13 protein-coding genes and 6 tRNA genes are annotated in these 18,745 nt (G+C 50.4%); 11 read left to right on the top strand and 8 right to left on the bottom strand.

The window, feature by feature from the left end:
- Positions 1 to 186 precede the first annotated feature (186 nt).
- The 8 genes from WCN91_RS08500 (at position 187) to WCN91_RS08465 (ending at position 5,363) form a co-directional block, all read left to right on the top strand.
- A tRNA-Val gene (locus WCN91_RS08500) sits at positions 187 to 262 on the top strand.
- Between the two features lie 31 nt (positions 263 to 293).
- Positions 294 to 369, top strand: a tRNA-Val gene (locus tag WCN91_RS08495).
- A 214-nt stretch (positions 370 to 583) separates the two neighbouring features.
- Positions 584 to 659 (top strand) — tRNA-Val (locus WCN91_RS08490).
- Positions 660 to 789: 130 nt separating this feature from the next.
- Positions 790 to 865 (top strand) — tRNA-Val (locus WCN91_RS08485).
- A gap of 313 nt (positions 866 to 1,178) precedes the next feature.
- Positions 1,179 to 1,254 (top strand) — tRNA-Val (locus tag WCN91_RS08480).
- A gap of 120 nt (positions 1,255 to 1,374) precedes the next feature.
- Positions 1,375 to 1,450: transfer RNA gene (locus WCN91_RS08475), tRNA-Val, on the top strand.
- Positions 1,451 to 1,769: 319 nt separating this feature from the next.
- Positions 1,770 to 3,401 (top strand): response regulator, encoded by a 1,632-nt coding sequence (locus WCN91_RS08470; RefSeq protein ID WP_342678102.1) that lies wholly within the window; start codon positions 1,770 to 1,772, stop codon positions 3,399 to 3,401.
- A gap of 99 nt (positions 3,402 to 3,500) precedes the next feature.
- Positions 3,501 to 5,363 carry a DUF885 domain-containing protein gene (locus WCN91_RS08465; RefSeq protein ID WP_342678100.1) on the top strand — a complete coding sequence of 621 codons (1,863 nt, stop codon included), beginning with the start codon at positions 3,501 to 3,503 and terminating at the stop codon, positions 5,361 to 5,363.
- Positions 5,364 to 5,402: 39 nt separating this feature from the next.
- Here the strand turns inward: WCN91_RS08465 and msrB are convergent, their stop codons facing one another.
- The 8 genes from msrB to WCN91_RS08425 form a co-directional block, all read right to left on the bottom strand.
- Complete coding sequence (msrB, locus tag WCN91_RS08460; protein WP_342678098.1) at positions 5,403 to 5,843, bottom strand: peptide-methionine (R)-S-oxide reductase MsrB; 441 nt, start codon at positions 5,841 to 5,843, stop codon at positions 5,403 to 5,405.
- Between the two features lie 84 nt (positions 5,844 to 5,927).
- Entirely contained in the window at positions 5,928 to 6,401 is a 474-nt protein-coding gene (locus WCN91_RS08455; RefSeq protein WP_342678096.1) for a hypothetical protein, read from the bottom strand.
- Position 6,402: 1 nt separating this feature from the next.
- On the bottom strand, positions 6,403 to 6,906 hold the full coding sequence (locus tag WCN91_RS08450; RefSeq protein ID WP_342678094.1) for a DUF2919 domain-containing protein: 504 nt from the start codon (positions 6,904 to 6,906) through the stop codon (positions 6,403 to 6,405).
- Positions 6,903 to 7,247, bottom strand: coding sequence for a DUF3392 family protein (locus WCN91_RS08445; RefSeq protein ID WP_342678092.1), 345 nt, complete (start codon positions 7,245 to 7,247; stop codon positions 6,903 to 6,905). The genes WCN91_RS08450 and WCN91_RS08445 overlap by 4 nt, the downstream gene beginning before the upstream one ends.
- Positions 7,248 to 7,250: 3 nt before the next feature.
- Positions 7,251 to 9,269, bottom strand: a complete 2,019-nt coding sequence (gene ligA, locus WCN91_RS08440; protein WP_342678090.1) for an NAD-dependent DNA ligase LigA — start codon at positions 9,267 to 9,269, stop codon at positions 7,251 to 7,253.
- 95 nt (positions 9,270 to 9,364) lie between these two features.
- A complete protein-coding gene (gene zipA, locus WCN91_RS08435) occupies positions 9,365 to 10,156 on the bottom strand; it encodes a cell division protein ZipA (protein ID WP_342678088.1) in 792 nt (263 codons plus the stop codon).
- A 29-nt stretch (positions 10,157 to 10,185) separates the two neighbouring features.
- Positions 10,186 to 13,581, bottom strand: a complete 3,396-nt coding sequence (locus tag WCN91_RS08430) for a chromosome segregation SMC family protein (RefSeq protein ID WP_342678086.1) — start codon at positions 13,579 to 13,581, stop codon at positions 10,186 to 10,188.
- Between the two features lie 53 nt (positions 13,582 to 13,634).
- Positions 13,635 to 14,378, bottom strand: a complete 744-nt coding sequence (locus WCN91_RS08425; protein WP_342678084.1) for a TrmH family RNA methyltransferase — start codon at positions 14,376 to 14,378, stop codon at positions 13,635 to 13,637.
- A 162-nt stretch (positions 14,379 to 14,540) separates the two neighbouring features.
- Here WCN91_RS08425 and WCN91_RS08420 point away from each other — a divergent pair, with 162 nt between their 5' ends.
- Genes WCN91_RS08420 through WCN91_RS08410 form a run of 3 tightly spaced genes read left to right on the top strand, consistent with a single transcriptional unit; the run spans position 14,541 to position 18,627 of the window.
- Positions 14,541 to 15,650, top strand: coding sequence for a YjgN family protein (locus WCN91_RS08420; protein ID WP_342678082.1), 1,110 nt, complete (start codon positions 14,541 to 14,543; stop codon positions 15,648 to 15,650).
- A 3-nt stretch (positions 15,651 to 15,653) separates the two neighbouring features.
- The gene (locus tag WCN91_RS08415) at positions 15,654 to 16,679 is read left to right on the top strand and encodes a M48 family metallopeptidase (protein WP_342678080.1); all 1,026 of its coding nucleotides are present in this window, start codon (positions 15,654 to 15,656) and stop codon (positions 16,677 to 16,679) included.
- A 28-nt stretch (positions 16,680 to 16,707) separates the two neighbouring features.
- Positions 16,708 to 18,627, top strand: coding sequence for a hypothetical protein (locus WCN91_RS08410; RefSeq protein ID WP_342678078.1), 1,920 nt, complete (start codon positions 16,708 to 16,710; stop codon positions 18,625 to 18,627).
- The last annotated feature ends 118 nt before the right edge of the window (positions 18,628 to 18,745 follow it).

The following is an 18,745-nucleotide window of genomic DNA, read 5'->3' as shown; positions in this document are numbered from 1 at the left end:
CAACAACGCACTAATAACCTCTTTGATATATGTAAAATTGATTAAATAGCCCACGCATTGGCTATAAATACCTCACCTAAAACAAAATGTATCATTCAAGTGTTGACAGTCTTTTCTCTCTATCTATAATAGCGCCCCACAACAACGCGGCTAATTCGTTTAGCAAGCAATGTTGTTACCAGATGTGGGTTGTTAGCTCAGTTGGGAGAGCATCGCCCTTACAAGGCGAGGGTCACTGGTTCAAGTCCAGTACAACCCACCACTCTAAAGTGACACATCTGAAAATTCTATATGGGTTGTTAGCTCAGTTGGGAGAGCATCGCCCTTACAAGGCGAGGGTCACTGGTTCAAGTCCAGTACAACCCACCATCATTTTGATGGCATTAAGGAGAATACGATGCTCTGCATCGCACTATTATCCTTAGCAAAGCGAGGTTTATTGGCTTAAGTCCAGTACAACCCACCATCATTTTGATGGCGTTAAGGAGAATACGATGCTCTGCATCGCACTATTATCCTTAGCAAAGCGAGGTTTATTGGCTTAAGTCCAGTACAACCCACCATATAGAATTTAAAAAGACCCGGGTTGTTAGCTCAGTTGGGAGAGCATCGCCCTTACAAGGCGAGGGTCACTGGTTCAAGTCCAGTACAACCCACCATCTTCTAGATGGAGTTAAGGAGAATACGATGCTCTGCATCGCACTATTACCCTTAGCAAGGCGAGGTTTATTGGTTTAATCCAGTACTACCCACCATCATTTTAAAGTGACACATCTGATATTTCTATATGGGTTGTTAGCTCAGTTGGGAGAGCATCGCCCTTACAAGGCGAGGGTCACTGGTTCAAGTCCAGTACAACCCACCATCTACTGATGGAGTTAAGGAGAATACGATGCTCTGCATCGCACTATTATCCTTAGCAAGGAGAGGTTTATTGGTTAAATCCAGTACAACCCACCATCTACTGATGGAGTTAAGGAGAATACGATGCTCTGCATCGCACTATTATCCTTAGCAAGGCGAGGTTTATTGGTTAAATCCAGTACTACCCATCATCTTCTAGATGGAGTTAAGGAGAATACGATGCTCTGCATCGCACTATTATCCTTAGCAAGGCGAGGTTTATTGGTTAATTCCAGTACAACCCACCATATAGAAATCGCAAAAAATTACGTTTTGGGTTGTTAGCTCAGTTGGGAGAGCATCGCCCTTACAAGGCGAGGGTCACTGGTTCAAGTCCAGTACAACCCACCATCTTCTAGATGGAGTTAAGGAGAATACGATGCTCTGCATCGCACTACTATCCTTAGCAACGCTAGGTTTATTGGTTAAACCCAGTACAACCCACCATCTACTAAAACGTAATCCTACTGCGGGTTGTTAGCTCAGTTGGGAGAGCATCGCCCTTACAAGGCGAGGGTCACTGGTTCAAGTCCAGTACAACCCACCATCATCTAGATGGAGTTCAGGAAGATACGATGCTCTGCATCGCGCTATTCCCCTTAGCAAGGCGAGGTTTATTGGTTAAATCCAGTACAACCCACCATTCTTTGGTTCCTTTGTATCTTAAATCGATGACTCACATCGCGCTATTCCCATTAGCATGGCTTTTACACGCCATAACACCACCAAAATCCATACTGAAATCCTAGATACTGACTAAGCAACGGCTTGTCACCAATGCAATTTAAGGCTTTATTCCCGATTTACTTGTCAGTCGCGAGTCTAGTTTATATAGTCAATATAAAGTATCTTGAACTACTCATGGCATGTCTCAGCAAGTAACCAGTTCAGCCCATATTCTCATCATTGAAGAACAGCCTCTGGCTCTGAGCTATATGAAGCAGTCTCTGGAGCGGCTCGGCTATCGCTCCCTGCGTTTTGCTGAAAATGCGGTTATTGCCAAAGAGTTATGCAAAGAGCAGCGCTTCGATTTGCTCATTTGCGCTTTCAATCTCAGCAAGTATCAGGATGGCTACCAGCTCTATGAAGAACTCAAGGTCAAAAAGCTGATTAAAGGCGCTACCGGTTTTATCTTTATTTCTGCGGAAACTTCAGGAGCCCTAGTACATAGTGTATTGGAGCTGCATCCCGACGACTTTTTAGTGAAACCCTTTAACACCCTGGAGCTGCAAAGCCGCATCGAACGTATCGTTAAACGCAAACAGGCCCTTAAAGACGTTTATCAGCTTATTGACGACGAAAACTACTCCAAGGCACTTAAAGTAATTGATACTAAACTGGTCGCCAACCAGGGTTATGCAGCTGTGTTACTGCGCCTCAAGGGTGAGGTATTACTGCTGCAAAAGCAGTTCGAACAAGCCAAAAGCTTTTTTAAATCCGTACTGGATATTCAAAAGTTTACCTGGGCGCGCATCGGCATGGTCGAGGCACTAATTGGCAATGACGAACATAACCTCGCTCACCGCATGTTAAAAACCATGCTGGAACGCGATGAAACCCGCTTGGTTGCCTACGACCTGCTTAGCCAGTTGGAAATTAAGCTGAACCAGTATGAACAGGCACAAAACTACCTAAGTGCCGCGACCACCATGGCGCCTAGAAACTTGGCGCGTCAGGCCAGCCTGTCCCAAGTAGCGCAAATCAACCATGATTACGAACAAAATTATCAAACCTGTCGCGATATCGCCAAGTTTGCGCCGCACTCGATCCATGACAGCCCGGATGTCTATCTTAACGCCGCTCGAGCCGGTATCGACTATGCACTCACCACAGATCAGAGCGAACATATAGCCCGGGTTACACGCCAAACCACCAAGTACCTCAATGATCTTAAAAAGCAATTTCCCGATGCCCTGCAACAGATACAAGTAGATGTACTTAATGCTCGGCTTTACTACCTTAAGGATGAGCATCACAAGGCGAAAATGCTGCTAGAGCAGCTGGCCATGGATGAAAGCCCTATTCGCTCCATCGACGGCGCCTTAGATCAGGCCAAGGCCTACCATGAACTCGGCTTTCATGCCCAGGCACAAACCCTGTATAACAAGATTATCGACCACTGTGAGCGCTACCCAGAGCGACGCTCAGCGCTGCAATTAAAAACCGCTATACAGCAGCAAAACGAACGTCGTGACCTCACCATGGGACCGCGAGAACTGAATAATCACGCGGTAGAGAAGTTTAAACAGGGCAACTACCTGCTGGCACTTGAGGCCTTTAGCCAAGCTTTTCGGGTGATGCCGAAAAACCGCAGTATCGCCTTAAACCTGCTGCAATGCCTGTACGAAGGCAGCATTCGCCAGGGCACTAGCTTTAACCAACTGCTGGCCGATAAATGCTGTGCCCTGCTTGATAACAGCAAACTCGATGATGAGCTAAGCAGCCGCTACGAAAAAATTAAGCAGAAATATCTTCACGCCCACCCAGTAGTGCAATAACCCCCTTCACCCTAAGCGCTGACGGCCGGCGCTCGCGACTAGCAATGTGTATCAAAGCCTGTATATTGATGCCATAAATCAATAACAAACGAGCTCAAAATGAATAAACTAACAGCCCTGGCTCTTGGTGTATCACTGGCTTTGGCCGGTTGCCAAGATGCCCCTACCCCACAACAAGAAAATCAAACACAGGCGGCTCCTGCTGCGCCAAGCTCACAGCAAATCGCCAAGGCGGTAGATGCCTATACCCAAAGCTTTATCGATCATCAAAGCGCACTGGCGACATCCTTAAAATTGCCGAGCGAGCAATATGGTCCTTACGCCAGCAAGTTACCGGATTATTCGGTGGCCGGTATGCAACGCTTGCAACAAGATATGCGCCATGCCGCCGAGCAGTTGGCTGCTTTGCAACACCCGGCATTGGCCCCAAAAGATGCCTTACATCTTAAGGTCAATCAGGTGATCGCCAACTACTATGCTGGCGATGTCGATTTTGCCGCCGGCTATATCGACACCTGGGGCGGTCATCTCCCCTATGTGGTTAATCAGCTTTCCGGGCCCTTAATCGACCTGCCAAATCTGTTAAAAGACCAGCATGAGATAAACTCAGAGCAAGACGCCAAAGACTATCTTGCCCGCCTTAATGCCTTTAATGACGTAGTCAAACAAGTGCAGGAAAAGGTCAATGCCGATGCCAAGCTAGGCGTCATTTTACCTAAGGCTTTATTCCCCAATACCTTGGGTTATTTGGAAAACTTCACCTCAGAAGCGCCAGGCAAACATTCCCTGGTCAGTTCAATGAAAACCAAGTTGGATCAGCTTGAAGGTCTAAGCAAGCAGCAAGTTACTGAGTATGTGCAACAAGCCGAGGAAATAGTTCGCAGCAAGATTTACCCCGCTTTTGCAAGCATCTACAAAGACATGCAGCGCCTACAAGAGCAAGCACCTGAGCAGGTAGGTATCTGGGCTCAACCCAATGGTGAGGCCTTCTACCAACATGAAATCACTTATTTGGGCGACTCCGACCTCAGTGCCGAACAAATCCACCAGCTGGGCTTGGATGAAGTTAAACGCATTAGCGAGCGTATGGACGAGATTTTAAAGGCAAATGGCTATAGCGAAGGCAGCGTCAACGAGCGCATGCAGCAGCTTAACGCCGAGCCGCGCTTCTTGTATGAAGACAGTGATGCAGGTCGCGCCGAGCTATTGGCCTTCCTGCGCGAAGAAATAGTTACCATAAATCAAAAAGCACCGGACTACTTCTCAACCCTGCCGCCGCAAAAGGTCGAGGTGCGTCGTATTCCCGTGGCTGTGGAAGCGGGATCGGCCGGTGGTTACTACAATGGTCCGTCGCTTGATGGCTCACGCCCCGGAGTCTTCTATATCAATCTTAAAGATATGGCTGCGGTACCCAGCTTTGGCATGAAGACCCTGACCTATCATGAAGCCGTGCCTGGGCATCACTTCCAAATCGCTCTGAACATGTTGCAGCAAGACATAGGCCTAATGCGCCAAAATGCATCTTTCAATGCCTATGTTGAAGGCTGGGCTCTGTATTCCGAGCTGGTTGCCTATGAAATAGGTATGTATGAGAACGACCCTTTTGGCGATCTTGGTCGTTTGCAGGCGGAAGTTTATCGCGCCGCGCGCTTGGTGGTAGATACAGGTTTGCATTACAAGAAATGGTCCCGTCAGCAAGCCATAGATTACTTTGCTGCGGCCACCGGCAGCCCCATGAGTGATGTGGTGCCCGCCATTGACCGCTATATCGCCTGGCCGGGCCAAGCCCTGGGTTATAAACTGGGTATGTTAAAACTGGTTGAACTTCGCGAGCGCGCACAGCAGGCGCTTGGTGACAAGTTTAATATCAAGGCCTTTCATGATGTTATCTTACTCTCTGGCGCCCGCCCCATGACTATCGTCGAGCAGGATGTCGATGCCTGGATAGCAACACAGAAATAACACCAAGGGCCCAACAGGGCCCTTGGCTTATCTTCGCCCTTAACCTTTAATTAAGGCAACGGCATTAATACAATAGCGCAGATGCGATGGCGGCGGACCATCGGGAAAGACATGCCCTAAATGCGCGTCGCACACATTGCATAGGGTTTCTACTCTGCTCATTCCGTGGCTCACATCGGCAATATAGGCAATAGCATTAGGTGTTGCTGGTTGCGTAAACGAAGGCCAGCCGCTGCCGCTGTCGAACTTCTCGGCCGCATCAAACAAAAGGTTATCGCAACACACACAGTGATAGCGTCCAGGCTCAAACAAGGTGCATGAATCACTGCTAAAAGGGCGTTCAGTGCCTTTTTTACGGGTCACGTAAAAGGCCTCTTCGCTTAACTGTTCACGCCACTGCTGCTCGGTTTTTTCCACGCGATAAGGGGGCTCAGGATTGCCCTTGGCGCTCATCATAAGAATATTTTGCCAGTTCAGCATAGTTACTCCAATATTTGGCTAGTCGGCAAGGCAACTTTGACACACCTGCGCGCCCTAGGTCTAGCTCTTAGTGCCTAAACGGGCTTAATACTTAGACCCAGGTTCCATGTTAAAACTGACACCAGCGCCAAGGGCATCGGCAAGCACCGAGCTCATATAGGCGTGCAGGCTATCTGCGGAGCCAACAACACTAAGGCGATATTCCCTCTCCTCGGCTTTAATCTCAATGCCGTGCGGCCACACATGTACCGACGAAATCCTCTCTATGGGCAGATAATGCCAAGGACCATGGAAGTCAAAAAAGCCCGCCAGTGAACAAACCTTTAAGTGCCCCTGCTCGCGTTGCACAAAACGGCTTAGAGGGTTGCGGGCGATAAACCAGGGTGTCAGGCGATACAGGCAGGATGCCAGCGCAACAGAATAGGCCAGCATCAAGGTCAGGCGTACAAGTGGCCAAGGGGCAGCCAACAAGAGCAAAATAGCCACAAATGGCAAAGCCACCAAGGTGAACTTGGCTAGAGTTTTATCTACGGGACGCACAGAGCTGGCGCTGAACACCCTAGTTGTCCTTCCCTTTTGCATCGCTTTTCTTGCTCTCCAGCTCATCCGGCCAATCGGCAAAAAACACCCGTAAATAGCGGCTGCGCATTAAATACAGCAGGATCCAGGCCACCGCCACCGCTTGCACGGCAATATACAAGGAAAATTTATAGTACTGTTGTGAGGCCTGTAAAATAAGCCAGGCCAAATCCAGCATAGCACAGAGCACTAAGGGCCAGCGCATATGCCGCCACAGGGATTTTAACCTCAAACTGCTGCCGGGACGACGCAGGGAGTACACAGTGGCTGGCACAATGGCGATAGCAGCTATGGCCAAGGCGACAAAAAAATCCTGCTTTTGCCGATACACCAGGGCCACCAAATCAAGCTCAGGGCGTCGCGATATAGCGGCAAAGGCCCAGATAAGATAAGGGCGCAGCAAGATGATAAGCGCCAGGGTAAAGCCTATCGGGGTACGATAGGCGCCATACTTATCCCAATATTCAGGACCATAGAGCTTCACAGCTGAGACTTCCTGTCCGCTAAAATCCCTACCAGGATAAAGGCGACAAACACGGTTAGCGGCAAATAGGTGCTGCCGAAAAACATCAGGGCCTTGGCCATAAAGGGGCTCACCCACAGGGTTAACACTCCTAAACCAAAGGCGCTCACCAGCACAAAGGCTAAGGTGCGCAGTAAAAAGTGCTTACCGGCCACCAGCTTTTTAACGCTTTTGATCACATCCCCGGCATACAGGCCGATAATGCAGACCACAAACACCAGGGCGATATCACCCAGATAAGGTGACAGCCACTGGCCAAAACGCGCTAAGCCCGACTCCAGCCAGGCGATAAAATCACTCATGGCTTAGGCACCGTGCTCGGCAAACAAGGCTATTAAGTCGTCTTCACTAAGTACCTCTATACCCAGCTCCTGCGCCTTGGTGAGTTTAGAGCCGGCCTTTTCTCCGGCCACCAGGGCATGAGTTTTTGCCGACACACTGCCCGCCACCTTGGCACCTAAGGCCTGCAAGCGTGCCTTGGCGTCATTGCGGTTCAGCGTATGCAAAGTACCGGTAAGCACATAGGTCAAGCCCGTAAGTGGCTGCTCACTTTCATTTTTAACTTCCAGTGCCGGCCAGTTTACGCCTTCATCAAGCAACGCCTGAACCCCCCCTTGATTCGACTCCTCACTAAAGAAGCTATGAATATGCTTGGCAACTATCTCACCCACATCACTGACTTCCTGAAGCTGCTCTATACTCGCCTGCATAATGGCATCCAGGCTCAGGTAATGATTGGCCAGGTTTTGCGCCGTCGCCTCACCTACCTCGCGGATACCCAGAGAATAGATAAACTTGGCCAGGGTTGTGGTCTTGGCCGCTTCTAAGGCATTGACCAGGTTAGCAGCCGACTTAGGCCCCATACGCTCTAGGCTTTCAAAATGCCCCTGACGCAACTGGAATAGCTCAGCCGGAGTATGGATAAGCTCGCGCTCAACCAGCTGCTCGACAATTTTATCGCCCAGACCATCTATATCCATGGCCTTGCGTGAGGCGAAATGTTTAATCGCTTCTTTACGCTGCGCCGCACATACAAGACCGCCGCTACAACGGGCCACCGCCTCCCCTTCGATTCGCTCGACATGGGAATGGCACACGGGGCACTCGCTTGGGAAAAGAATGTCTTTTGCATCTGCCGGGCGCTGCTCCAGCACCACTTGAGTGATCTGCGGGATCACATCACCGGCGCGGCGCACCACAACGGTATCGCCAATTTTCACCCCGAGACGGGCAATTTCATCGCCATTGTGCAAGGTGGCATTGGACACCGTCACCCCACCTACGTACACAGGTGCCAAGCGTGCCACAGGGGTAATAGCTCCGGTACGGCCAACCTGGAATTCCACATCCAGCAACTGGGTGATCTCTTCTTGCGCTGGGAACTTAAAAGCAATGGCCCAACGCGGCGCGCGGGCAACAAAGCCCAGCTGCTCTTGGGCGTCTTTATCGTTAACCTTGATCACCACGCCATCGATTTCATATTTCAACTCGCCGCGGCGCGTAAGAATATCTTGGTAATAGGCGATGGCCTCATCGGCGCCATTGACCAACTTGGTCTCCGGACAAAGAGGCAAACCCCAGTCTTTCAACTGATGCAACTGCTCGAAATGACCCCCTGCCAATTCGGCGCCGGTTACCTGGCCCATGGAATAGGCGTAAAACATCAGTGGGCGTTTGGCGGTGATCTTAGAGTCGAGCTGACGCAAACTTCCGGCGGCGGCATTACGCGGGTTAGCAAACACCTTACCCTCGTTTGCCTTGGCTTCCTCGTTAAGACGGTGGAAACCGACCAAGTCCATAAATACTTCGCCGCGCACTTCTAACTCTTCGGGGAAATCACCGCGCAGCTTCAGGGGAATATTGCGAATGGTTTTAACATTTTCGGTGATGTTTTCACCTACCTGACCATCACCTCGGGTCGCCGCCTGCACCAGCACGCCGTCACGATACAAAATAGACACCGCCAGACCATCAAGCTTGGGCTCACAACAAAACATCGGCTGAGTGTTTGAGGCCAACCGGTCGTTAATACGCTTATTAAAGGCATTAAACTCGTCTTCATCAAAAGCATTGTCCAGAGACAACATGGGCACCTGGTGGGTCACCTGAGAGAATTTGCTCAGCGCCGCACCGCCCACCTTCTGGCTTGGCGAGTCAGGGCTTTGTAAATGCGGGTGCTCGGCTTCCAAAGCCTGTAACTGGCGCATCAGGCGGTCATATTCAGAGTCGGGAATGCTGGGGTTGTCCAACACATAATAATTATAATTGTGCTCCTCCAGCTTGGAGCTAAGCTCGGCAATCTGTTGCTCAGGGGTGAGACTCATATCTACCTCGATAAAAAAGCCACCGGGAGGTGGCTTAGTGTCAATGTGTTTCCCTGAGGTGTCGGCCTTGGCACTTCAAGGCCGACACCTCAGGATTAAGCGTACTCGCGGACTTTTTCCACGTACTCGCGTATGCCGTTTACACTCAGCGGCTGACGCTGATGATCCAATAGCTCGGCACCGAATTCTTCGGCCAGCTTTTTCGCGGCACTGTGCAGCATATTGAAGGTGGTCATGGCTTCGCCTTCGTTCGGCAAGGTCATATACAAGCTGATACCTGCGGTGCTGAATTGCTCCATATTGTCGATATCAAAGGTACCCGGGTTGTACATGTTCACCATGCTGAAAAGTACCGGCCCTTGGCCGCTGCTTTGTTCGTGGCGATGGAAAAAGCCATCGTCGGCATATTTGAAGCCCAGAGTTAAAGCCAAAGGCAATAACTTGGCGCCCTGCATTTGCAAGCCCTCAGGCATATGCACATGGATAATTACAAAATCTTCTGGCAGCTCTTCGGCACTTGGCTGTGGCTCGGTCTCAATATCCGTTTGCTCTTCGGCTTCAATGCTAAAGTCGCCCATCTTAGGCTCATCATCGTCTAAGGCATTAAAGCTAGGCTCTTCACACACTTCTGAAGCCACTTCAGGAGTCAGAGCTGGTTCATCGATTTGACCCACTGCGCTTTTTTGGTCGTTCGCTGCAACCTCGGTCGCCGCTGTAGGGATAGGCTCACTGGCTGCTTTTTGCTGCGGAGCTGATTTGGCTTTTGTCGCCGCGCTGCTATCAACCGCCTGCGAGCGTTTGCGCACCGACCAAAGGCCGTGAATTAGCAATCCGCCAATAACTACCGCACTGATTAGAATTAATACCCATCTGAGATCTTCGGCCATCCCCTCACCTTTATTCTTAGTTTGTTCAATTAACTGGCTTGAGCCATTTCCATTGCTTGCTCAATATCCACCGCCACCATACGTGACACTCCAGGTTCCGCCATAGTCACGCCGGTCAGGCGCCCAGCCATTTCCATGGCTATTTTATTATGGCTTATGTATACAAATTGCACGGTTTGCGACATTTCTTCAACCAAACGGCAAAAACGACCAACATTGGCATCATCTAACGGCGCATCAACCTCGTCAAGCATACAAAATGGTGCTGGATTGAGCCTGAATATCGAAAACACCAATGATAATGCGGTCAGCGCTTTTTCTCCACCACTTAACAAATGGATTGTGGAATTTTTCTTACCTGGGGGCCTTGCCATAATCGCAACCCCACTTTCAAGCAGGTCGTCGCTGGTCAATTCCAAATACGCCGAGCCGCCACCAAAGACCTTGGGAAACAGCTCTTGCAAGTCCTTATTGATCTGCTCGAAGGTGGCCTTAAACTGGGCCTTGGTCTGGCGGTCGATTTTGGCTATGGCCGCTTCCAGGGTGTCCATCGCCTTGGTGAGATCGTCTAATTGCTCATCCAAATACTGCTTGCGCTCCTTGGCACTGGCAAACTCATCGATGGCCGCCAGGTTCACTGCACCCAAATCGCTGATTTGCTTATCCAGGGTCGTAAGCTGCGCCTGCCAGCGCCCGGCTTGCGCATCTTGTGGCAAGGTTTCGAGCACGGTTTTTAAGCTGGTATTGAGCTCTTCTAGGGGAGCCAGAGCCTGTTGTGCCTTTAAGGCCAGAGTTTGCTCTGCCAACAGAGCCTGCTGGATCTGCTCTTGCAATTGCTCTCTTTGCTGCTCGCCCTGCGCCAATTTGTCTTTATTTTGCTGCAATTCGCTTTGTGCCTGCTCAAGGCGCTGTTGCAAGGCCAATTGCTCCTCACTCAGCTGCTCTTTTTGCTCCAGCAAGTGGGCGATTTGCTCTTCCTGCATGGCGAGGGGCTCGGCCACTTCCTGCTGCTCGGCTTCAGCCTCGGCCAATTGCTCACGGGATTGCTCCAACGAGCGGTCAATATTTTGCAGCTTGCTACGACTTAACATCAGCTCGCTTTGCTGCCGCTCTGTGCTAATTTGTGCCTCGTTTACTTGAGCGTGCAGCTCTTGAACACGCAACTGAGCCTGCTTCAATGCCTGCTGAGCTTGCTCAAACTGGCGGCGCTCCTGGAGTGAATTGTGCTCGGCCTGCTCTAAGCTTTCCTCGGCTTGCTCAATACGCGCCTGCTGTTGTTCAAGCGTCATTTGTGCCGTTTCAATTTGCTCGTTCAGGGTTTGCTCTTGAGATTGCAAACGCTCAAGTTCCTGTTGCCATACCTGAGCCTGCTCTTTGAGGAGCTCTTGGCGGGTTTGCATACTGGCGTAAGATTTAGAATGCTCGTGAACTTCTTGCTTGGTCTGTTCCAGCGATACTTTAAGCGTTTGTCGCTCGCCGTTGAGCTGCTGCAACTCTTTTTCTATGGCCGGTAATTTATCCCGGCGCTGCTCTAAGGCTGTCTCTAATTCATTGAGCTGCTGGCGCTGGGCAAGCACTGAGACTTGCTCGCTGTTAGCCTGCAAACACCAGTGGCGGCCATGCAGGTGGGCGTTTTCATCAACCACAGCCAACCAGCTGGGGTCGTCCAACAGCCGAATATCGCCCTTGGCGTCAAAGGCGATGCGATGTAACAGATCCGGGTAGTGGCCGGATTGAATAAACTGGGCGACCGAGTGCTCGGGCGCTTTATTGGTTTGCGGCGCCAACCAGCTGCCACTTTTATCAACCATAAGCTGCAAATGGCGCAGTTGCATCAAAGCAGCTTCAATTATCTGCTCATAACCCTTTTGCACCTCAAGCTGGAATAAGATGCCCTTGCCCTGCTCAGCCTCTTCATCCTGTAACAGGGAGGCAATGGCCTCACGTTTGGCGCCGAGCTCCTGCATTTGTCGCACTATGTCTTGATGCTCTTCACTGGCGTGATTTAACTCTTCGCCATTGGCGTGCAAGGCCTGCTCAAGCTTTAGCTGCGCACTTTGTGCCTTGGCCAGGCGCTCGGTCAAGGCCTTGCTTTGTTGCTCGCTGTCGTTAACTTGCTGTGCAACCGAGGAATCCTGATGCCTACTTAGAGCGGCGCTGTTGTCTTGTGCCTGCTGCTGCAAGGCCTGCAGTTTGACGGCAGCGCCTTGGTGCTCGTGGCGGCATTGCTGCAACTGCTGCTGACTTTGAAATAAAAGCTCGCGCTGTTGATGCTGCTGCTCTTGCAGCTGGGCAAAGCCTTCATCGGCCTCATCACGCACCGCCTGGCATTCGAGCATGGTTTCTTGCAGTTGCTCACTCACCTGCAGCTGCTGCTCACACCGCTCCTGATGCTGGGCCACAAACTCATTTTGCTGGCGCTGGGCCTCAAGCAGCTGCGCCTGTTGCTGCTGATTTTGCGCTATGCTGGTTTGCAACTGGTGGGCCCGTTGCTTGGCGTGAATTTGTTGCTGCTCTAAACGTGCCAGCTGATTATCGGTTTTAAATATTTGCTGCTGGTTATGATTGAGCGCTGCGCTGGTGTCATCCAGTTGCTGCTGATAGGCGCTCAGCACGTCCTGCTCACCACGGTGAGCATCCTTAAAAAACGCCAGCTGCTCTTTTAGCTCGGTAAGTTGTTCAGACTGTTGCAATTGTTGTTGATGCAGTTTTTGCCATTTAAGTACCGCCAGCTCGCCCTTATAGCGGCGCTGCTGGGCTTTGAGTTCACGATAACTGCTGGCTTGCTGGGCCTGATGCTCTAGCTTATCGAGCTGACTTTGCAGCTCGGCGCGCACATCAAGCAGACGCTCAAGGTTTTCCTTGGTGCTGCGAATACGAGTTTGTGTCTCGCGGCGACGCTCCTTGTATTTGGACACGCCGGCGGCTTCTTCAATAAAGACCCTAAGTTCCAGTGGCTTACTTTCGATCAGCCGGGAGATCATGCCCTGTTCGATAATGGCATAGCTACGCGGCCCAAGGCCGGTGCCTAAGAAGATATCGGTAATATCGCGTTTGCGGCACTTACTGCCATTGAGGTAATAAAGGGACTGGCCGTCGCGGGTCACCACGCGCTTAATAGCCACCTGATTTCGCGCCGCCATAGTGCCGGGTAAGCGCCCAAGTGTGTTATCAAACACCAGCTCCACCGAGGCTTGGGAAACCGGTTTGCGGGTCGCGGCACCGTTAAAAATAACATCCGTCATGGCATCGCCACGAAGGTTTTTTGCCGAGCTTTCACCGAGTACCCAGCGCACCGCATCAATAACGTTAGATTTGCCACAGCCGTTTGGCCCCACCACACAGGTCATGGGGTCGGGAAATGGGATCTTGGTGGCATCAACGAAGGACTTAAAACCCGCCAGTTTTATGCTGCTTAAGCGCATTACGCCTCATTATTCTTATTGTTAGTGGCAACATCTGCTTAAGCGCTAGGCGCTTAACCGTGACAACGCTTTATATTATCTAAAATAATGCCACTGGCAATAGCCACATTCAGGGATTCGGCGCCACCGTAGCCCACTATGGTGATACGCTCGCTGACATGCGCCGCCACCGCATCACTGATGCCGTGGGATTCACTGCCCATCACCAGGATACCTTGTCCGCCAAAGTTGGTGTGATGGAGGTTTTTGCCGCCTAAGAAGGCGCCGTAAACCGGTTTATCACAGCTTTGCAAATAGGCTGGCAAATCGACTTGATGGCAGGACACCCGGGTAAAGGAGCCCATGGTGGCACTGATCACCTTAGGGTTATAAGGGTCGGCGCAATTGGCCGACAACAAGACCTGTTTAAAACCGTACCAGTCCGCCAGACGAATAATGGTGCCGAGATTGCCCGGATCGCTGACGCCGTCCAGGGCTATTTGCCAAGGGGTATGCTCAATTTCCACCTGAGCCATGGGCGCCACGGCAATAGCATCGTTATTGGTGACTAGGGTACTGACCTTAGACAAGGCCGCTTCATCACAGCTATGTACATCCTTGCCACTTAAGCGACTTTCAATCAACTGCTTATGGGCCGCACAGAACTCGTCGCTGGCAAAAAGCTCAAGCACGTCATGCTCGCTTTGCAACAGCTCAAGTACATTTTTAGTGCCCTGCACTAAAAACTCTTGCCGCTGTTTACGGTATTTTTTTTGACCTAATTGACGCAGGTGCTTTTGCTGATTTTTTGAAAGCATATGACATGGCCTTGGCTAATAACTAAGGGGTTCGCTCTATTATACACATGCTTTACCCCGTTGCAGAGAGTAAAAGCGAGTTAAGCCCTTGCATCTGTTGCATTATTTGAAACTTAACGCTAAATTAATGGGCTGCGTTTTAACCGCCAAAAAGACTAAAAAATGGATTTATCACAAACAGATAGCACAACTAGCCCGACACCTCAGTTTCAACCTTATAGCCGTCGCGTCGAATTTAGTGGCTCAGGGAAAGAGTTTTTCTCAATTTGGATCGTTAATATCGTTTTGACCTTGTTAACCCTGGGGATTTATTCCGCCTGGGCCAAGGTGCGCACCTATCGTTACTTTTACGGCCACACCCAACTCGATGGTCATAGATTTGATTATTTGGCAACGCCGATACAGATACTTAAAGGCCGTATTCTAGCCTTTATCTTCTTTGTTATTTATATGTTCTGCACCCAGTTTGTGCCTGTGCTGGGCATATTGGCGATTTTTATCCTGCTGTTTTTAACGCCCTGGATCATTAATCAGGGTATGCGCTTTAATATGCGCATGAGCCGTTATCGCAATGTACGCTTTAACTTTAAGGGCAACTATGGCGAGGCCTTTATGGTGTTTATACTGCTGCCTTTCCTAAGCGTATTCACCCTTTATTTGCTATTGCCTTACGTGTTTAAACGCATTGATCAGTACTTACACAGCAATATCGAGTTTTCCGATACTCCTATTAGCGTCAACACCCGTGGCGGCGAGTATTATTTAGCGGCGCTGATGGCCTATGTAGCCGCCGCTATTGTCGCGGTACTTATGCTGGCCGTGGCCGGTGTCTTCGGTTTTGGTCTAGAGGCCATGATCCAGGACCCAGAAATGATGAACGACCAAGCCAGTGCCCTTGCCGGTGTAATCCTCATGGTGATGATGATGATCGTTTACTTTGTTGCCTTTGCGGTAGCCACGGGCATTTATCAGACTCATATTCGCAATCACCTGCTTAACAGCAGTGAGCTGCATGGCATCGCCGACTTTAAGTCGGATTTAAAGATGATCGACTACACCCTGCTGGTCTTTACCAATACCCTGGCCATCGTCTTTAGCCTGGGTTTGGCTTACCCCTGGGCCAAGGTGCGCAGCGCCCGTATGCTCAGTAACGCCACCGAAGTAACCTTTTTGTGCGACCCGCAAACCCTGCACGACCAGCTCGGCGAGCAGCAATCGGCGTTCGGTGAAGAAGCCGCTGACATGTTCGATATCGACTTATCTTTGGGCTAAGACATGCAAGTCACCGGCTATTATTACCTGCGCAATCAAAGCCACAGCACGGAAGTAACCCTGTGGCTAACGCAGGATAACAGGTGCGAGCAAGTGCGCATTTACAATGGCGATGAATTGCTGGTGCAGTTTGACGAGTATCGTCAAGGCCAGCAACTCAGCGGTCTGCCGGTAGAGCTGGTGTTTATTGACGGCAGTCGTTTTGTACCTCATAGCGCCAGCCATCGCTGGCCTTCAGAGTCCACTTGGGATCGCCTGTTGGAGCGCATCGAGAAACATAAAACGGCGGTACTCGGCTGTGTAATTGCCAGCGCCGTGCTCGCCTGGCTGTTGTTCTTTAAAGTCATACCCGCCAGCGCCGCCGTGGTCGCACGCTCATTGCCTGACTCAGTGGTGCATGCGGCATCAGAGCAAACCTTGGCAGCACTGGAATACGTGTATCTGGAACCCACAAATCTGGACGCTGCGCAGCAAACCCATATTCGCACCCTGTGGCAACGCCATATTGCACAAATTGACGATGCCCCAGAGCATTTGGTTTTGCACTTTTACAGTGCCCCTGAGATAGGCGCCAATGCCTTTGCCCTGCCCGATGGTCAGGTGGTCTTAACCGATGAGCTTGCGCTTATCCTCAAGGATAATGACACCGCTTTATTGGCTGTTTTATTGCATGAGATTGGTCATGTTCACCATCAGCATGGCCTGACTTTAGCGGCTCAATCCGCCGGCTCTTCGGTCACTTTGGCGCTGATGTTTGGCGACCTCGAAGGCTTTGCCGAGATCATTATGGGAACGGGCTCGGCCTTGATACAACAGCAGTTTTCTCGCGATATGGAACGTCAGGCCGATACCTTTGCACTAGAGCAGCTTAGCCAATTAGGTTATCATCGCTCGGCCTTTGCCGAGGCCATGCAAGCCCTGGCTCAGGCGCACGGGATGGATGAAAAAGAGCAAGGCTCTTTGTGGGATTATCTCTCATCACACCCGGCAATTTCCGAGCGCATAGAAAATGCGCATAAAACGGATTAAAGAATTCTATTAACTCCAAGGAATCATCATGGCTTATGATTTTGGCTCGAAAGGGCTAGGCATTTCTAACCCATTTAAAATTGAAGGGGCGATACGTACCGCAGGTGGTGCCATTATCACCCTGATAGGTTTATTTAGCCTTTTTAAAGTCACCTCGTTAACACAAACCGATATGATCTCCGCCTGGGCCTATGCAGCAGTAGGCTTAGTGCTGATGATCTTAGGCTTAAAACGCTGTGGTAGCGGCCTTTTCCAACTGTTTAAATTCTTCGTTGGCCGCTCGGTACCCAGTTCATTGGCACCCAACTTAAGCAAAAGCGAGCAGGAAAATGCGGCGCTGGAGCAAAAGAAAGGCTCCCTGGCCTATACGGCAAAAACCTTGGAGTCCATGTTGATGGGGCGCAAAAACGCCACCTTCACCGAGCCCAAAGGCTGGGTGGGTCGTTTTGCTCACTCGGTATTACCAAAACTTATCTTCTTGCCCTATCCCATGCGTAACGTGGCGCAGGAAGTCATTGGCGTTATTCTGCAAACCATTTTGGCCTTTGTTGCCTTCGGCCTGACCTATTTTGTCTCATCTTCAGGCCTGGCCGGTGAAGCGGGTCATATTATCGTACCGGTTTTCTCAGCGCTGATTTTGGTTTACCTACTGCTATGCTGGCGCAGTGCCGCCAATGCGGTAAGCCTAAACCGAGTAAAGCGTCTTAAAGACGTAGGCGCCGCCTCTTTGGCGAAAATCATCGCCTTTTCGGTGATCTTCCCCGTTGTTATTGGCCTGATTTATAACCAGTTCTTCGCCCCACATAAGGGTGAGCTGGAGCAATGGGCACAGCTGACAGAAAAGGTAAGCCTGTTCTCGGCCTGGCCTAGCCTCTTTACTTTATTATTCCTAGGTGCGCTTTGCTGTGCGGCAGTTTTCTACCTAATTAATGCCCGTAGCAAGCAAAACGAAGTGGCTACCGAGGTCAGCGAATACCGTGCTAACTTGCAAGAAGAAGTGCATCCGAACGAGATCTTTATCAATATCGAAAGCATAGTTCTTGCCAACCGTCGTTATAAGGAAATCCCGAACCGTACCTATATCGACTTCGATCCGGTATTGAACGAGCAAAGCAGCAGCAAGGGTGACTTCCGCGGCGAATTGCTAATTGAAACCCAGCCTGAGTTTAATCCGCGTCCTGGCAACAAGGGCTTTAATATTACCCGTTTGGTAAGCACCACAGCGGCTCAGCTTTGTTTGGTGATCGGTGCCTTGTTGTTCTTCTCTCTGGCCGGTGAAGCCATTGGCCTGTATCACTTTATCAGCCAGCAAAGCGGCCTGTTACCTGAGTTCACCCGTGCCGCAAACCGTGGCAATATCGAGCTGCTACAAAACTGGTTAGGCGAGCTTTCTTCTCTTATCGTGGCCGTACTTGGCACCTTCTTTATGTGGCAGATCTTCAGCACCATAGGCCGTATGTTGGAAAACTTCAGCCATGTGTTCTGGGCGGAAATGCAATTTAACTCCTTGCTACTGTATTTGAAAACCGAAGGTACCTTCACCGAGTCGAAGATCTCTACCGGTATGTCTATTCATGACTCAACGCGCAGTGAAAACGTGGTGATCAAGTCATCGATCACGCCTTGGATCATCAGCTCACGCATCAGCTCTAGCACCTTCGCCACCAGCGGTGCCGATAATGTTGAGATGCCGCGTTACGTGATGGCAATGAAGAAGAATGAGCAAGAGCTCAATACCATAGTCGATGAAATCCACAGCTTCTTGAAAGCGCGCGAGAACATCGCAGGTTTCAGCAATACCTCAGATCTGCAACACGCAGAAAACATCTTAAAGATGAATCAGGTATCACGCGCTCAACAGGAAACGCCGACGCTAATCGAAGAGCAAGGCGGAGCCTACCGCGAACGTCAGCAACAAGAAGCTGATATGCTCGAAGATAAGAACTAATAAAACGCCCTGCCTCGCAGGGCTTTTTATTGCCTGTTTTTTAAAACCCTAGCCCGCTGTTTTTGCAACAATTGTTTACCACTTTGCGCTGTAAATTCGCAGCACCTTAGATATACTG

This window comes from Pseudoalteromonas qingdaonensis (assembly GCF_038739665.1).
Classification (GTDB): domain Bacteria; phylum Pseudomonadota; class Gammaproteobacteria; order Enterobacterales; family Alteromonadaceae; genus Pseudoalteromonas; species Pseudoalteromonas qingdaonensis.
This window is presented reverse-complemented; position numbering and strand designations above follow the sequence as displayed.

What these genes read in the sequence shown, in the direction of transcription:
- WCN91_RS08470 (WP_342678102.1), top strand. Translation starts at nt 1,770, where the DNA reads ATGTCTCAGCAAGTAACCAGTTCAGCCCATATTCTCATCATTGAAGAA.
- WCN91_RS08465 (WP_342678100.1), top strand. Translation starts at nt 3,501, where the DNA reads ATGAATAAACTAACAGCCCTGGCTCTTGGTGTATCACTGGCTTTGGCC.
- msrB (WP_342678098.1), bottom strand. Translation starts at nt 5,843, where the DNA reads ATGCTGAACTGGCAAAATATTCTTATGATGAGCGCCAAGGGCAATCCT.
- WCN91_RS08445 (WP_342678092.1), bottom strand. Translation starts at nt 7,247, where the DNA reads ATGAGTGATTTTATCGCCTGGCTGGAGTCGGGCTTAGCGCGTTTTGGC.
- ligA (WP_342678090.1), bottom strand. Translation starts at nt 9,269, where the DNA reads ATGAGTCTCACCCCTGAGCAACAGATTGCCGAGCTTAGCTCCAAGCTG.
- zipA (WP_342678088.1), bottom strand. Translation starts at nt 10,156, where the DNA reads ATGGCCGAAGATCTCAGATGGGTATTAATTCTAATCAGTGCGGTAGTT.
- WCN91_RS08430 (WP_342678086.1), bottom strand. Translation starts at nt 13,581, where the DNA reads ATGCGCTTAAGCAGCATAAAACTGGCGGGTTTTAAGTCCTTCGTTGAT.
- WCN91_RS08425 (WP_342678084.1), bottom strand. Translation starts at nt 14,378, where the DNA reads ATGCTTTCAAAAAATCAGCAAAAGCACCTGCGTCAATTAGGTCAAAAA.
- WCN91_RS08420 (WP_342678082.1), top strand. Translation starts at nt 14,541, where the DNA reads ATGGATTTATCACAAACAGATAGCACAACTAGCCCGACACCTCAGTTT.
- WCN91_RS08415 (WP_342678080.1), top strand. Translation starts at nt 15,654, where the DNA reads ATGCAAGTCACCGGCTATTATTACCTGCGCAATCAAAGCCACAGCACG.
- WCN91_RS08410 (WP_342678078.1), top strand. Translation starts at nt 16,708, where the DNA reads ATGGCTTATGATTTTGGCTCGAAAGGGCTAGGCATTTCTAACCCATTT.